Source organism: Blastococcus sp. SYSU DS0552, assembly GCF_054050815.1.
In genome coordinates, this window is the sequence record NZ_JBJHAB010000029.1 from 1 (window position 1) to 14,961 (window position 14,961).

Sequence of the window (14,961 nt, forward strand, 5' to 3'; positions counted from 1 at the left end):
GTGGCGACCCCGCGGGGGCGGGGTCGCCACGCGGCGGTCAGGCCAGGTCGGGCTTGCCGAAGAGAGCGGCGTAACCCGGCTGGAGCTGGGTGAGGACCTGGTTGAGCTGGCCACCCGTGACGGCCTCGGCCACCGTCGAGAGGACGGCGCTCACGTCCCAGGTGGCGGTCTCCTCGGAGGCACCGAGCGCCTGGGCGGCCCGGGAGAGGAACTGCTCGACGCCGATCCCGGCGGCGGTCTCGCCCGCCTCGGTCAACGGCGGCTGGAGCTCGACCGGGAGCTGCGCGGCGAGGTCCTTGCTCTCGCCACCGACCAGCCGCTCGCCCAGCAGCCCGAGGACGATCGTGGTGATCCGCTGCGCCTCCTCGACGCTCTCGTAGCCGCCCCGCTCGCGGACCTTGGCGTAGAACTCGTGCGCCTTCATCACTGCCTCCTTCCGTACGCGACCTGCGTCCGAGGCCTACCCGCTCGCGGCGGAGCAACCACCCGACCACGCAGTCGGGGCGGGGCGCCGTCGCCGCGGGCCGGCGCGGGACCATGGCGGGATGACCGACTCGCGACGTGGCGGCGGCGTGGCTCGAGGCGGCCGTGAAGGGCGGGTGCTCGCGGCCCTCGAGGAGCGGCCGCGCACTGTGCTCGCGCTCAAGACCGGGGTGGCGGCCTCGGTGGCATGGGCCGTCGCCCAACTGCTCCCCGGGCCGGCTGTGGACTACCCGTTCTACGCGCCGCTGGGCGCCGTCGTCACCTCGTCGGTCACCCTGGTCGGTTCCGCCCGGGAATCGGCGCAGGTCCTGCTGGCCATCGTCGCCGGCGCGGTGCTGGGGGTGGCGGTGGGCCAGCTCGGCGTCCCGAACCTGGTGGCGATCGGCCTCGTCGTGTGCCTCGGGACGATCCTCGGCGGCTGGCGGGTGCTCGGTGGGGCCAGCAGCTGGGTGCCGACGTCGGCGCTGTTCGTGCTCATCTTCGGCGGTGGGGATCCGCTGGGCTACGTCGTCGCCTACGCCGGACTGGTCCTGCTGGGCGCGGTCATCGGGCTGGGCGTCACCGCCGCAGTCCCGCCGCTGACCCTGGCCCCCGCCCAGCGGGCCGTGGCGCAGCTGCGGGAGACGTTGATCGGGCAGCTGGAGGAGCTGGCGGACGGTCTGCAGCAGGACCACCCGCCCTCGCGGCACGAGTGGCGGGACAGGATCCGCCGGATCGATCCGGTCCTGGACGGCATGCGATCCGCGCTGCGCCAGGCCCACGAGGCGCGGTACGGCAACCCGCGCCTGCGTCGCCGGCAGCAGGACGCCGACCGGCTCTACGCGCAGGCGCGCGCACTGGAGAGCCTGGCCTTCCTGGTGGAGGACCTGACCCAGCTCATCGCGGACACCGAGGTGGCCGAGCACCGACGCGTGGCGCTGGGGCCGGACCTGCGCCCACCCGCCGCCGCAGCACTGGACCAGCTCGCGGCGGTGCTGCGCACCATCGACGGGCAGAGCGCGGACCCGGCGGCGACCCGGCGGGGCTAGGAGGAGCTGCACCGCCTCGCCGAACAGCTGCGCGAAGCGAGGCAGAAGACCGACGACGACCTGTTCACCGCGAGCAGCGTGGTGGAGGGGATCCGCCGCTGCCTGGCCGCAGTCGTCCCCCAGGAGCTCGCCGAGGAGGAGGACCGGGGGCGGCCGGTCGAGGACCCCCGCTAGCCGGACCGGGCAGTCAGGTCGGGGGCGCGGCCGGCCGGTGGGTGCGTCGCCGCGTCGTAGCGGTCCAGCAGGACGGCGGCGATCCGTTCGTCGGGCAGTAGGGGAGCGGTGACGGCGTCGGCCCCGGCGCCGCCCAGTTTGTCGTGGAAGTGCCCGGGAGCCAGCAGGTAGGAGGCGACGACGACGCGCCCGGCCCCGCCCTCGCGGGCAGCCGCCACCGCGACGGGGACCGGCGGCTGCGCGGCGGAGCCGTAGCCGGTCGTCACTGGCCCGGCCCACGACGCCTGGAGGAGGGCGGCCGTGCGCTCGACGTCGGCCACCGACCGGGAGTCGCTGGACCCGGCGGCGGCCAGGACGACCGCGGTCGACGGGTCGGCCGGGTCGGCGCCCGACTCGACCAGCCGGGCGAGCAGCACCTCGGCCAGCCGGGGGTCGGGCCCCAGCGGCCGGGCGGCGACGGCGGACTCCGCGGCGGCGACGGCGCCGGCGATGTCGACGTGCACGTGATAGCCGCCGGAGAGCAGCAGCGGGACGACGACGGCGGGGCGACCGGCGGCCGCCAGCTCGGCGACCACGTCCACGACCGTCGGGGGCTGCACGTCGACGAACGCCGCGGTGGTGACCAGGCCGGGACGAAGCCGGCGCGCGGCCAGCGCCAGCTCGGCGATCAGCCGGCGGCCGGTGGGGTTGCGGGTGCCGTGGGCGCAGGCCACCAGGACGGGCGCCTGCGACTGTGCGCTCATCGGGGTGTCCGGACCGGGGATGGCCCGATGAGCACACATGTGCGGTGGTCGGGTGCGATCACAGCGCGCGGGTGACGCCGCCGTCGACGGCGATCATCGTCCCGGTCAGGTAGGAGGCGGCGGGGGAGAGGGCGAACGCCGCCACCCGGCCGAACTCCTCCGGTCGCCCGACCCGGCGGAGGGGGATCGAGGCCTCGGTCCGGGCCCGCATGGCGGCGGGATCCGGGGATGCCGCTTCGATCTCGGTGATCCGGTCGGTGGCGATGGTCCCCGGCATCAGCCCGACCACGCGGATCCCCTTCGGCCCGAGTTCGTCGGCCAGCGCCTTGGCCGTCATGGCCAGACCCGGGCGCAGGCCGTTCGAGATGGCCAGGTGGCCGATCGGCTGCCGGACCGACGTGGAGAGGACGAACCCGATGCACGCCCCCTCGGCCAGGTGCGGGACCAGCGCCCTGACCAGACGCAGCGGACCGAGGAGGACGTTCTCCACCCCGGCCCGCCAGTCGGCCTCCGTCGTCTCCAGCACCTGCCCCCGGGCCGGCCCACCGACTGAGATCAGCGCGCCGTCGACCCGCCCCAGCCGCTCGAGCGCCGAGGAGACCAGGTGCTCGGCGGTGTCCGGGTCGGCGAGGTCGGCCGGGACGCCGGATGCCGCCGTCCCCAGGGCGGAGACGGCGGCGTCCACGGAGTCGGCGGAGCGGGAGCTGACCAGCACCCGGGCCCCGTCGTCGACGAGGGCCCGGGCGGTCGCGAACCCCAGCCCCCGGCTCGCGCCGGTGAGCAGGTATCCGCGACCACCCAGGCCCAGGTCCATCAGGCGGCAGAGCCCCGCAGCGAGCGCAGGACGTACTGCATGATCCCGCCGTTACGGTAGTAGTTCGCCTCGCCGGGGGTGTCGATGCGGACGCGGGCGTCGAACTCCACGTCCCCCGCCTTCACCTTCACCGTGCGCGGGATCTCGCCGTCGTTGAGGGCGGTGATCCCGGTGATGGTGAACTCCTCGTCGCCGGTCAGGCCGAGCGACTCGCGGTTCTGGCCCTCGGGGAACTGCAGCGGCAGCACGCCCATGCCGATGAGGTTCGAGCGGTGGATGCGCTCGTAGCTCTCGGCGATGACGGCCTTGACGCCGAGCAGCGCGGTGCCCTTGGCGGCCCAGTCGCGCGACGAGCCCGAGCCGTACTCCTTGCCGGCCAGCACGACCAGCGGGATGCCGGCGTCGATGTAGGCGCGGGAGGCGTCGTAGATCGTCGTCGTCTCGCCGGTCAGGTGGTTCTTGGTGACGCCACCCTCGGTGCCCGGCACCAGCTGGTTGCGCAGCCGGATGTTGGCGAACGTGCCGCGGATCATCACCTCGTGGTTCCCGCGGCGCGAGCCGTAGGAGTTGAAGTCGCGACGGTCCACACCGTGCTCGCGCAGGTACTTCCCGGCGGGGGAGTCGGCCTTGATCGAACCGGCCGGCGAGATGTGGTCGGTGGTCACCGAGTCACCGAGCACCGCCAGGGTGCGCGCGCCGGCGATGTCCTCGACCGGGGCGGGCTCGGCCGGCATGCCGTCGAAGTACGGAGGACGCCGGACGTAGGTGCTGTCCTCGGCCCACTCGAAGGTGTCGCCGGTCGGGGTGGGCAGGTTCTGCCACTGCTCGGTGCCGGCGAACACGTCCTCGTAGCTGCGGCCGAACTGCTCGGCGGACACCGCGTGGTCGATGACCCGCTGGACCTCCTGCGGGGAGGGCCAGATGTCGCGCAGGAAGACGTCGTTGCCGTCGGCGTCGGTGCCCAGGGGGTCGTTGTTCAGGTCGACGTCCATGGAGCCGGCCAGGGCGTAGGCGATGACCAGCGGCGGCGAGGCCAGGTAGTTCATCTTGACGTCGGGGTTGATCCGGCCCTCGAAGTTCCGGTTGCCCGAGAGCACCGAGACCACGGCGAGGTCGGCCTCGTTGACCGCCTGGCTCACCGGCTCCGGGAGCGGGCCGGAGTTGCCGATGCAGGTCGTGCAGCCGTAGCCGACCAGGTAGAAGCCCAGCTTCTCCAGGTACGGGGTGAGCTCGGCCTTCTCGTAGTAGTCCATGACGACCTTGGACCCGGGGGCCAGCGTCGTCTTCACCCACGGCTTGCTGGTCAGCCCGCGCTCGACGGCGTTCTTCGCCAGCAGCGCGGCGCCGATCATCACCTGCGGGTTGGAGGTGTTGGTGCACGAGGTGATCGCGGCGATCACGACGTGCCCGTGGTCGACGTAGGTCTCCGTGCCGTCCTCCATGACCACCCGGGTGGGCTTGGACGGGCGGTCCGGGACGCGGTCGGGGATGACCTGGTGGTTCGGCTTGCCGGCCTCCCCGTTGCCGTGCGCGAACGGGCTGACCGGGTCGGAGGCCGGGAAGGACTCGGCCGAGGCCTCGTCGGCCGCCGACTCGACGCCGTAGGGCTGCTCGTGACCGGGAACGCCGGGCTTGCGGTCCTCGCCGCCGGTCTCGTCGTCGGCCACGTAGTCGGCCAGCGACGTGCGGAACGCCGGCTTCGCCTCGGTGATCGCCACCCGGTCCTGCGGGCGCTTGGGCCCGGCGATCGACGGGACGACGGTGGCGAGGTCCAGCTCGAGGTACTCGGAGAAGGCCGGCTCGCGCGACGGGTCGTGCCAGAGGCCCTGCTCCTTGGCGTAGGCCTCGACGAGCTTGACCTGCTCCTCGGAGCGGCCGGTCAGCTTCAGGTAGGTGATGGTCTCCTGGTCGATGGGGAACATCGCCGCGGTGGAGCCGAACTCCGGGCTCATGTTGCCGATCGTGGCGCGGTTGGCCAGCGGTACCGCCGAGACGCCCTCCCCGTAGAACTCGACGAACTTCCCGACCACACCGTGCTCACGCAGCATCTCGGTGATGGTGAGCACGAGGTCGGTGGCGGTGGCGCCGTCCGGGAGCTGGCCGGAGAGCTTGAAGCCGACCACGCGCGGGATGAGCATCGAGACCGGCTGGCCGAGCATCGCGGCCTCGGCCTCGATGCCGCCGACGCCCCAGCCCAGCACGCCCAGGCCGTTGACCATCGTGGTGTGCGAGTCGGTGCCGACGCAGGTGTCGGGGTAGGCGATGACGCGGTCGCCCTCGGGGCGCGGGAAGACGACCCGGGCCAGGTGCTCGATGTTGACCTGGTGGACGATGCCGGTGCCCGGGGGGACGACCTTGAAGTCGCTGAAGGCGCCCTGGCCCCAGCGCAGGAACTGGTAGCGCTCGCCGTTGCGCTCGTACTCGATCTCGACGTTGCGCTGGAACGAGTCCTCGGTGCCGAAGATGTCGGCGATCACCGAGTGGTCGATGACCAGCTCGGCCGGGGCGAGCGGGTTGATCTTCTGCGGGTCGCCGCCCAGCTCTGCCATCGCCTCGCGCATGGTGGCGAGGTCGACGATGCAGGGGACACCAGTGAAATCCTGCATGACCACGCGGGCCGGGGTGAACTGGATCTCCTGGTCGGGCTCGGCCGACGGGTCCCAGTTGGCGATCGCCCGGATGTGGTCGGCGGTGATGTCCGCGCCGTCCTCGGTGCGCAGCAGGTTCTCGAGAAGGATCTTCAGGCTGAAGGGCAGCTTCTCCGCGCCCTCCACCGCGTCGAGCCGGTAGATGTCGTACTCGGTGCCGTCGACGTCGAGCGTCGCCCGGGCTCCGAAGCTGTCCTTGCTGGCTGCCACTGCTCTGCGCCTACCCCTCGTGGTTCATCGCGCTTCGTTGACCACCCCCGATCATCCCAGTTCGTAGCCGGGACCACCGAGTCAGGCGACCCTTCCCTCACCTCGTGACCCGCGTCACGGTCGGCGAAACACCGGCGGCCGCTGCTGGGGGAACGGGCCGCGACTGCGTCCCTCCCGCCGCTACCGCCGCAGCGGTCCCACCGAACCCGCGCGGACGGCGTGCCGTTCGCGGCCGCCTGCTCCCGGCCGGTCCGCGCGATTAGCGTCCCGCGCCATGACCGCGGTCGCCCCAGCAGCACCCGCCCTCGCGGCGGCCCCGACAGCGGTGCCGACGACCGCGGTCGCCGGGGCCTCGGGCCGCGCCCGCCTGGTCGCCGCCGTTCTCTGGGCGGGCCTGCTGCTGGCGTTCGTGCTCACCTGCGCCGTGCGCGGCCTGCCCACCGACCGCGTGGTCCTCCTGGGCTGGGTGCTGGCCGGGCTGGCCGTCACCTCGGTCACCCAGGGCTGGCGCCGCCTGGTGCGGCTGCTGGTGGACTGGCTGCCGCTGGTGGCGGTGCTGCTGGCGTACGACGCGACCCGGGGGCTGGCCGACGGGCTCGGCATGCCGGTGCACGTCCGTGAGGTGGCCGACGCGGACCGGTGGCTGACCGGCGGGGTGCTGCCCACCGTGTGGCTGCAGGAGCACGTGCAGGCCGACTGGTGGAAGGCCCTGGCGACGCTGGTCTACAGCAGCCACTTCGTCGTCACCCCCGTGGTCCTGGCGGTGCTGTGGCTGCGCGACCGCGAGCGCTGGGTGCGCTGTGCCCGCCTGGTCGTGGCGCTGTCCCTCGCCGGGCTCGTCACCTACGTGCTCTATCCGGCGGCCCCGCCCTGGCTGGCCGCCAAGCAGGGGGTGATCGAGCCGGTCGAGCGGATCAGCAGCGCCGGCTGGGCCGTCCTCGGGTTGCCCCGCGCCGGGGTGCTGCTGGACACCGGCCAGGGGCAGGTCAACCTCGTCGCCGCGGTCCCCTCGTTGCACACCGCCTTCGCCGTCCTCATGTGCGTCGTGCTGATGCCCTCGGCCCGGCACGCCTGGCAGCGGGCCGGCCTGGTGGCCTACGCCGTGCTCATGCCGGTGGTCCTGGTGTGGTCCGGGGAGCACTACGTCGTCGACACGCTCCTCGGGGCCGCCTACGCCTGCGCCGTCGTGCTGCTGGCGCCCCCGGCCGGGCGGCTGGTGCGCGCGGGCGCCGGTCGTGCGGCCCTACCGTTGCGGGCGTGACCGACGTCGTCCCCGAACCCCTGCCCGGCTGGCTGACCGCCGCCTCCCGGATCACCGTCCTCACCGGCGCGGGCATCTCCACCGACAGCGGCATCCCCGACTACCGGGGCCCGAACGGCGTCTGGACGCGCGATCCGGACGCGGAGAAGCTGGTGACGCTGTCGTACTACGTGGCCGATCCCGACATCCGGCGCCGGGCCTGGCTGATGCGGCGGGACATGGGCGCGCTCGACGTGCGCCCCAACGCCGGGCACGCCGCGCTGGTCGACCTCGAGCGGCAGGGCCGGCTGCGCGCCCTGGTCACCCAGAACGTCGACGGGCTGCACCAGGCGGCCGGCTCCGACCCGGCCCGGGTGGTGGAGATCCACGGCACCGTCCACGAGGTCGAGTGCCTGGGCTGCCGGGAACGCACGACGATGCAGGAGGCGCTGGACCGGGTGGCCGCGGGGGAGCCCGATCCGCCCTGCCGGTCGTGCGGGGGCATCCTGAAGTCGGCGACGATCAGCTTCGGGCAGCTGCTGGAGCCGGCGGTGGTCGACGCCGCGGTGGCGGCCGCCGGTGACTGCGACGTGTTCCTCGCGGTCGGGACCTCGCTGCAGGTGCACCCGGCGGCGGGGCTCGTCGACGTCGCCGTGCGGCACGGGGCCCGCGTGGTGGTGGTCAACGCGGAGCCCACGCCGTACGACGACGTCGCCGATCTCGTCGTCCGCGAGCCGATCGGGACGGCGCTGCCGAGGCTGGTCGCGGCCGGCTGACGGCGTCCTCCCTCACGGTGCACGGTGCGGGAGGACGCTCCACGATCAGGTCGCCTGATCGTCGACGGCGACCGCTCGTCGTCCTCCCTGCCGACCGATAACGTGACGGGGACCACGTTGGACCGGCCGGCCTGCTCCGGCCCTGCACCCCGGGAGCCGGCATGCGCGTCGCCCTCACCACTCGCGACTTCCTCGACCGCGCGGAGCTGGTCTACGGCGACCGCGTCGGCATCGTCGACGAACCGGCGCAGCCCGCGCCGTCGCTCGGCGACGTCACCTACCGCGAGGTGGCCCGGCGGGGCCGCGCGCTGCAGGCCGGGCTCGACGCGCTCGGCATCGCCGAGGGGGAGCGGGTGGCGATCGTCAGCCACAACTCCGCCCGCCTGCTCGAGGTGCTGCTGGCGGTGCCGTCGTCGGGCCGGGTCGCGGTGCCGATCAACTTCCGGCTGCAGCCCGAGGAGGTCGAGTACATCGTCGGGCACTCCGGTGCGCGGGTGCTGCTGGTCGACCCGGAGCTGGAGACGTCGCTCAAGGGGGTGCGCGCCGAGCACCGGTTCGGCACGGGGGAGGAGTACGAGCAGCTGCTGCGCTTCGACCGCGAGCCGCGGCCGTGGTCGGAGCCGGACGAGGATGCGACGGCGACGATCAACTACACCAGCGGCACCACCGCCCGCCCCAAGGGGGTGCAGATGACCCACCGCAACATCTGGGTCAACGCGGTCACCTTCGGCATGCACATGCAGATCAGCGACCGCGACGTCTACATGCACACCCTGCCGATGTTCCACTGCAACGGCTGGGGCCTGCCGTACGCCATGGCCGGGGTCGGCGCCCGCCAGGTGGTGCTGCGGAAGGTCGACGGCGCCGAGATCCTGCGCCGGGTGGAGCAGCACGGCGTGACGATCATGGCCGGGGCCCCGGCGGTCTGGAACGCCGTCCTGGAGGCCGCCGCCGACTGGGACGGCGAGGTGCCCGGGCGCGACCGGGTGCGGATCATCGTCGCCGGGGCGCCGCCGCCGTCGCGGACGATCGCCCGCGTCGAGGCCGAGCTGGGCTGGGAGTTCAACCAGATCTACGGCCTGACCGAGACCGCGCCGCTGCTCACCATCAACCGGCCGCGCGCCGAGTACGACGGGCTGGACCCCGAGGAGCGGGCCAAGCGGCTGTCGCGCGCCGGCGTGCCGTCGATCGGGACCCGGATGACGGTGAGCGACAGCGGTGAGGTGCTGGCGCGCAGCAACACCGTGCTGGCCGGTTACTGGGAGAACCCCGACGCCTCGGCGGAGGCGCTCGAGGGCGGCTGGTTCCACACCGGGGACGGCGGCAGCATCGACGACGAGGGCTACGTCATCATCTCCGACCGCAAGAAGGACGTGATCATCACCGGCGGGGAGAACGTCTCCTCGATCGAGGTGGAGGACGTCGTCTTCAGCCACCCGGCGGTGGCCGAGGTCGCCGTCATCGGGATCCCCGACGACAAGTGGGGGGAGATGGTGACCGCGATCGTGGTGCTCGCCGAGGGGGAGCAGGCCACCGAGGCCGACATCATCGCCCACTGCAAGGCCCGGCTCGCGGGGTACAAGGCGCCGAAGCGGGTGGAGTTCCGCGACGAGCTGGCCCGCACCGCCACCGGCAAGATCCAGAAGTTCAAGCTGCGCGAGGACTTCTGGGCCGGTGCCGAGCGCCGGGTGAACTGAGCGCAACGCTCGGGCCCGCGCCGCGCGGGCCCGAGCGCGGGGCCGTCGTCACCCGCTCGGGTGTTCTCACCCGTGCGGGTGAGACCTCCTCAACGGTGCTGCGGTGCCGTCCGATGCCTCCACGGGGCGCCCGTCCGGGCGTCCCGCGGACGTCGGGAAGAGGCAGGTCGTGGGCAGCGGGACGCGGATGGGCACGGTGCGGGACGGTGGTACCGGTTCCCCGTGCGTGAGGGGCGGGCGCGGCAACGGCCGGACGGCGCTGCGGGCGGCGGTCGCGCTGCTCGTCGCCGCCGTGGCGATCGGCCTGACCCCGTCGTCGGCCGGCGCCGCGCCGCGGTCGCCCAGCGCCGCCGAGCTGAGCGCGGCGGAGCGGGCGAAGGCCGATGCCGCCACCCGGGTCGGGGAGATCGGCGCCCAGCTGGCGCAGGCGCGGGCCGAGGTCGAGGCCGCCCACCAGGGGGCGCTGATCGCGCTGCAGGACTACGAGGACAAGCAGGCGGCGTACGACGCGGCCAGGAACGCCGCCGACGCCGCGGCCGCCGCGGCGGCCCGGGCAGCCGCCGACCTGCAGCAGGGACGCGACGACGTCGCCTCCTTCGCGCGGGCCAGTTACATGCAGGGCTCCACCTCTCCGGGCATCACCGCGCTGCTCAGCTCGAGCGGTCCGGCCGAGCTCATCGAGCGTTCGGCGCTGCTGGAAGCCGCGGGCGCCAACCGCACGGAGGTCGTCGCCGAGCTGACGGTCCTGGAGGTGCAGGCGGCGGGCGCCCGCGAGGTCGCCGACGAGACCGCGGCGCAGGCCGCCGCAGTCCAGCAGCAGGCGGCCGACCTGCTGGCGAGCGCGCAGTCCCAGGAGGTGTCGGCCCGCCGCCAGGCCGACGCGCTGGACGCCCAGGAGGACCAGCTCCAGGCCGAGCTCCAGCAGGCGCAGCAGGTCCTCTACGGCCTGGAGGGGGCTCGATCCGCAGCGCAGGCCGCCTCCGCGAGGGAGGCCGCCGCGCAGGACTCCGCCGCTCGCGCCCCCGCGCCGGCGCCGCAGGCCACCCACGCCCCGCCGGTGGCCACCCCCACGCCGCCGGTGGCCACCCCCGCGCCGTCCGGCCCGTCGCCCGTTCGCTCCCCGGGCGGCTCGGCCGGTGCCCCGTCGGCGTCGGCGGCCGCGGTGGCGATCGCCGCGGCGCGCTCCCAGCTCGGTGTGCCCTACTCGTGGGGTGGCGGCGGGAGCAACGGCCCGAGCAACGGGATCGCGCCGGACACCGCGGTCTTCGGCTTCGACTGCTCCGGCCTCACCCAGTACGCCTACGCCCGGGCCGGCATCGCCATCGGCGGGACCAGCCGGGACCAGTGGTGGCTCAACCGCACCAAGCAGGTGGCGCTCGCCGATCTGCAGCCCGGTGACCTGCTCTTCTGGGGCGGGGACCGGAGCGACTACATGTCGATCACCCACGTGGCGATCTACATCGGCGGCGGGCAGGTGATCGAGGCGCCGGACCGCGGGAAGCACGTGACCATCGCGGCAGCACGCACCTCGAGCAGCACGTACTTCGGCGCGGTGCGACCGAGCGCCTGAGCCGCCGCCGGCGGGGACCGGGCACGAGGCAGAGAAAGGCGTCGGGCAGCCACGGGGGGAGCTGCCCGACGCACGGTCAGGCTAGCAGTCCGCGCGGTCGCCGGGCAGGGAGTTGCGCGCCCCGCCTGCGGCGGTGCGACAGCGGCCCGCGGGCGGCTGTCGGCGTTCCGGCGGCCCGCCCCGCCGGTGTAGGACACTGGGCGGGGGCCGGGACGACACCGCGCCCCGTCGACGGCCTGCCCGAGTCGGGTGGTCGCGGCCCGGCCGACCAGGGAGCCACGTGTCCAGCGCTGCCAGCACACCGACCGAGAGCCTGCCCACCTCCCCGCAGGCGCCGGTGCCGCCGTCGGTCGACGCCGCCCGCCTGGAGCGGGTGCTGTTCGAGATCAAGCGCGTCATCGTCGGGCAGGACCGGCTGGTGGAGCGGATGCTGGTCGCGCTGCTGGCGCGGGGGCACGTGCTGCTCGAGGGCGTGCCCGGCGTCGCCAAGACCCTCGCCGTCGAGACGCTGGCGACCGTCGTGGGCGGCACCTTCTCCCGCCTGCAGTTCACCCCCGACCTGGTGCCGGCCGACATCATCGGCACGCGCATCTACAAGGCCGGCCAGGACACGTTCGACACCGAGCTCGGCCCGGTGTTCGCCAACTTCCTGCTCACCGACGAGATCAACCGGGCGCCGGCGAAGGTGCAGTCGGCGCTGCTGGAGGTCATGGCCGAGCGGCAGGTCTCCATCGGCGGGGTCACCCACCCGCTGCCCGACCCGTTCCTGGTGCTGGCGACCCAAAACCCGATCGAGTCCGAGGGCGTCTACCCGCTGCCCGAGGCCCAGCGCGACCGGTTCCTCATGAAGGTGCTGGTGGACTACCCCAGCACCGAGGAGGAGCGCGAGATCATCTACCGGATGGGCTCCCGGCCCCCGGTGCCGGAGACGGTGCTCGGCCCCGACGAGCTGCGCCGGCTGCAGCGCACGGCCTCCGAGGTATTCGTGCACCACGCCCTCGTCGACTACGTCGTCCGCCTGGTGGTGGCGACCCGGTCGCCGCGGGAGCACGGCATGGACGACGTCGCCACGTGGGTGTCCTACGGCGCGAGCCCGCGCGCCTCGCTCGGGCTCATCGCGGCCAGCCGGGCCCTGGCGCTGGTGCGCGGCCGGGACTACGTGCTCCCGCAGGACGTCCTCGACGTCACCGCCGACGTCCTCCGCCACCGCCTGGTGCTGTCCTACGACGCGCTGGCCGACGGCGTGCCGGCCGACCACATCGTCAAGCGGATCGTGCAGACGGTCCCGCTGCCGCAGGTGGCGCCCCGGCAGGGCGCCTCGGGTGGCGGACCGGGTGCGCCGGGCGGGCCGTCGGTCCCGCCGGGCCCGGGCGGGCCGTTCTTCGGGCCACCGCAGGGCATGCCGCAGGGGGCGCCGTGGGGTCAGCACGGCCCGCAGGCGCCGGGCGGGCCGCAGTACGGCCCGGGGCCCCAGGGGCCCGGTCAGCAGCCGCACGGTGATCACGGCGGTGCGGCCGCGCCGCAGCACGGCGGCAACGGCGCCACACCCGGGTCGCAGCGGACGTGATCGGCCGCCGTCGCCGGGAGGAGCCGCCGTCGGTCGCGCCCGAGCACCCGGGGCTGCTGCTGCACGCGGCGGCGCCCGGCTCGGGGAGCGGGGACGACGGGGCGCCGCCGCGCTTCACCGACGGGCCGGCCGACGTGCTGCTGCGCCGGCTGGAGCTCACCGTGCGCCGCCGGCTCGACGGCCTGCTGCAGGGCGACCACCTGGGGCTGGTCCCCGGTTCGGGCAGCGAGGCCGGTGACTCCCGGACCTACCACCCCGGCGACGACGTGCGCCGCATGGACTGGCCGGTGACCGCCCGCACCCAGGTGGCGCACGTCCGGGAGACGATCGCCGACCGCGAGCTGGAGACCTGGGCGGTGGTCGACCTCTCGGCCAGCCTGGACTTCGGCACCGCGAACTGCCAGAAGCGCGACCTCGCGATCGCCGGGCTGGCCGCGGTCGGGCACCTCACGGTGCACGGCGGCAACCGGCTGGGCGCGGTCGTCACCACGGGGGAGCGGGTGGACCGGTACCCGGCGATGCCGGGCCGGCTGGCTGCCGAGCGGCTGCTCCGCTCGGTGGTGGCCACGCCGCGGGCGGGCAGCGGCCGCCGCGGCGACCTGGCCGCGGCGCTGGAGACGCTGCGCCGCCCGCCGCGCCGGCGGGGCCTGGTCGTGGTGATCTCCGACTTCCTGGGCGACAGCGACTGGGAGCGCCCGCTGCGGGCGCTGGGCACCCGGCACGACCTGCTGGCCGTGGAGGTCCTCGACCCGCGCGAGCTGGAGCTGCCCGACGTGGGGCTGCTCACCGTCGTGGACCCCGAGACCGGTCAGACCCTCGAGGTGCCGACCGGCGACGCCGAGTTCCGCGCCCGGTACGCCGAGGGCGCCGCCGCCCAGCGGGCCGGCGTGGCCGCGGCGCTGCGCCGGGCCGGGGCCGGCCACCTGCAACTGCGGACCGACCGTGACTGGCTCATGGACGTCGTCCGCTTCGTCGCCGACCGCCGGCGTGCCGGCAGCGGAGGGGCCTCCCGATGACCTTCCAGTCACCGTGGTGGCTGCTGGCCCTGCTCGTGGTCGCCGCGCTGGTGGCGGTCTACGTGGTGCTGCAGCTGCGGCGCAAGGCGTACGCGGCCCGATTCACCAACGTCTCGCTGCTGAGTTCGCTGGTCCCGAAGCGGCCCGGCTGGAAGCGGCACCTGGCGTTCGGGCTGGTCGCCCTGGGCCTGGCGACCCTCGTCGTCTCCCTCGCGGTGCCGAGCACCGAGGTGCAGGTGCCACGGGAGCGGGCGACCGTGATCATGGCCGTCGACGTCTCCCTGTCCATGGAGGCGGAGGACGTCGAGCCGACGCGGTTCCGGGCGATGCAGCGGGCGGCGACCGAGTTCGTCGACGTGCTGCCCGAGCGGATCAACCTGGGTCTGGTGACCTTCGCCGGCACCGCGACGACGGTGGTGCCGCCCACCACCGATCGGGGGCAGGTGGCCATCGCCATCGAGAACCTGGAGCTCGCCGAGGCCACGGCCATCGGCGAGGCGATCTTCACCTCGCTGGCGGCGATCCAGAACTTCCAGGCGTCCCTGGAGACCAGCGGCGAGGAACGCCCACCGGCGCGCATCGTGCTGCTGTCCGACGGCACCACCACCGTCGGCCGCGACGACTCGCAGGCCATCGAGGCGGCCCGCGCCGCGGGGGTGCCCGTCTCCACGATCGCCTTCGGCACCGACTACGGCACCCTCGACATCGACGGCGAGCGGGTGCCGGTGCCGGTGGACCGGGCGGCGCTGGAGCGGATCGCCGACGAGACGGGCGGCAGCTTCAGCGAGGCCGCCAGCGTCGAGGAGCTGGAGGAGGTCTACAGCGACCTGGGCAGCCAGATCGGCTACACCACCGAGCCCAAGGACATCAGCCCCTGGTTCGTGCGGGCCGGCGTGCTGGTCGTGCTGCTCGGCGCCGTCCTCAGCCTGCTCTGGACCAACCGCCTGGTGTGAGCGGAGGCCCCGTGCCGACGCGCTGCCCGCGCGGGGACGGGC

12 protein-coding genes are annotated in these 14,961 nt (G+C 74.3%); 8 read left to right on the forward strand and 4 right to left on the reverse strand.

The window, feature by feature from the left end; translation table 11 throughout:
- Nucleotides 1–37: 37 nt before the first annotated feature.
- Complete coding sequence (locus ACI8AG_RS19575; protein WP_456598349.1) at nucleotides 38–424, reverse strand: DUF2267 domain-containing protein; 387 nt, start codon at nucleotides 422–424, stop codon at nucleotides 38–40.
- 121 nt (nucleotides 425–545) lie between these two features.
- Between ACI8AG_RS19575 and ACI8AG_RS19580 the strand changes: the two genes are divergently transcribed.
- Nucleotides 546–1,511 (forward strand): FUSC family protein, encoded by a 966-nt coding sequence (locus tag ACI8AG_RS19580; protein WP_456598350.1) that lies wholly within the window; start codon nucleotides 546–548, stop codon nucleotides 1,509–1,511.
- 170 nt (nucleotides 1,512–1,681) lie between these two features.
- Here ACI8AG_RS19580 and ACI8AG_RS19585 read toward each other — a convergent pair whose 3' ends face one another.
- Genes ACI8AG_RS19585 through ACI8AG_RS19595 form a run of 3 tightly spaced genes read right to left on the reverse strand, consistent with a single transcriptional unit; the run spans nucleotide 1,682 to nucleotide 6,100 of the window.
- Complete coding sequence (locus tag ACI8AG_RS19585; protein WP_456598351.1) at nucleotides 1,682–2,428, reverse strand: sirohydrochlorin chelatase; 747 nt, start codon at nucleotides 2,426–2,428, stop codon at nucleotides 1,682–1,684.
- 58 nt (nucleotides 2,429–2,486) lie between these two features.
- Nucleotides 2,487–3,242, reverse strand: coding sequence for an SDR family oxidoreductase (locus ACI8AG_RS19590; protein ID WP_456590358.1), 756 nt, complete (start codon nucleotides 3,240–3,242; stop codon nucleotides 2,487–2,489).
- Nucleotides 3,242–6,100 (reverse strand): aconitate hydratase, encoded by a 2,859-nt coding sequence (locus tag ACI8AG_RS19595; protein WP_456590359.1) that lies wholly within the window; start codon nucleotides 6,098–6,100, stop codon nucleotides 3,242–3,244. Before ACI8AG_RS19595 ends, ACI8AG_RS19590 begins: the two co-directional genes overlap by 1 nt.
- Nucleotides 6,101–6,374: 274 nt before the next feature.
- Here ACI8AG_RS19595 and ACI8AG_RS19600 point away from each other — a divergent pair, with 274 nt between their 5' ends.
- From ACI8AG_RS19600 to ACI8AG_RS19630, 7 genes are all read left to right on the forward strand, one after another.
- Nucleotides 6,375–7,361 (forward strand): phosphatase PAP2 family protein, encoded by a 987-nt coding sequence (locus ACI8AG_RS19600; RefSeq protein WP_456598352.1) that lies wholly within the window; start codon nucleotides 6,375–6,377, stop codon nucleotides 7,359–7,361.
- Nucleotides 7,358–8,116 carry an SIR2 family NAD-dependent protein deacylase gene (locus tag ACI8AG_RS19605; RefSeq protein WP_456598353.1) on the forward strand — a complete coding sequence of 253 codons (759 nt, stop codon included), beginning with the start codon at nucleotides 7,358–7,360 and terminating at the stop codon, nucleotides 8,114–8,116. Before ACI8AG_RS19600 ends, ACI8AG_RS19605 begins: the two co-directional genes overlap by 4 nt.
- 161 nt (nucleotides 8,117–8,277) lie before the next feature.
- A complete protein-coding gene (locus ACI8AG_RS19610; protein ID WP_456598354.1) occupies nucleotides 8,278–9,813 on the forward strand; it encodes a long-chain-fatty-acid--CoA ligase in 1,536 nt (511 codons plus the stop codon).
- Nucleotides 9,814–10,039: 226 nt separating this feature from the next.
- Entirely contained in the window at nucleotides 10,040–11,383 is a 1,344-nt protein-coding gene (locus tag ACI8AG_RS19615; protein WP_456598355.1) for a C40 family peptidase, read from the forward strand.
- 280 nt (nucleotides 11,384–11,663) lie between these two features.
- On the forward strand, nucleotides 11,664–12,950 hold the full coding sequence (locus ACI8AG_RS19620) for an AAA family ATPase (protein WP_456598356.1): 1,287 nt from the start codon (nucleotides 11,664–11,666) through the stop codon (nucleotides 12,948–12,950).
- Nucleotides 12,947–13,966 (forward strand): DUF58 domain-containing protein, encoded by a 1,020-nt coding sequence (locus tag ACI8AG_RS19625; protein ID WP_456598357.1) that lies wholly within the window; start codon nucleotides 12,947–12,949, stop codon nucleotides 13,964–13,966. The genes ACI8AG_RS19620 and ACI8AG_RS19625 overlap by 4 nt, the downstream gene beginning before the upstream one ends.
- Nucleotides 13,963–14,919 carry a VWA domain-containing protein gene (locus ACI8AG_RS19630; RefSeq protein ID WP_456598358.1) on the forward strand — a complete coding sequence of 319 codons (957 nt, stop codon included), beginning with the start codon at nucleotides 13,963–13,965 and terminating at the stop codon, nucleotides 14,917–14,919. The genes ACI8AG_RS19625 and ACI8AG_RS19630 overlap by 4 nt, the downstream gene beginning before the upstream one ends.
- Nucleotides 14,920–14,961 lie beyond the last annotated feature (42 nt).

Excerpts from the sequence above, each read along its gene's own strand:
- ACI8AG_RS19575 (WP_456598349.1), bottom strand. The coding sequence starts at position 424 with ATGAAGGCGCACGAGTTCTACGCCAAGGTCCGCGAGCGGGGCGGCTAC.
- ACI8AG_RS19580 (WP_456598350.1), top strand. The coding sequence starts at position 546 with ATGACCGACTCGCGACGTGGCGGCGGCGTGGCTCGAGGCGGCCGTGAA.
- ACI8AG_RS19585 (WP_456598351.1), bottom strand. The coding sequence starts at position 2,428 with ATGAGCGCACAGTCGCAGGCGCCCGTCCTGGTGGCCTGCGCCCACGGC.
- ACI8AG_RS19590 (WP_456590358.1), bottom strand. The coding sequence starts at position 3,242 with ATGGACCTGGGCCTGGGTGGTCGCGGATACCTGCTCACCGGCGCGAGC.
- ACI8AG_RS19600 (WP_456598352.1), top strand. The coding sequence starts at position 6,375 with ATGACCGCGGTCGCCCCAGCAGCACCCGCCCTCGCGGCGGCCCCGACA.
- ACI8AG_RS19610 (WP_456598354.1), top strand. The coding sequence starts at position 8,278 with ATGCGCGTCGCCCTCACCACTCGCGACTTCCTCGACCGCGCGGAGCTG.
- ACI8AG_RS19630 (WP_456598358.1), top strand. The coding sequence starts at position 13,963 with ATGACCTTCCAGTCACCGTGGTGGCTGCTGGCCCTGCTCGTGGTCGCC.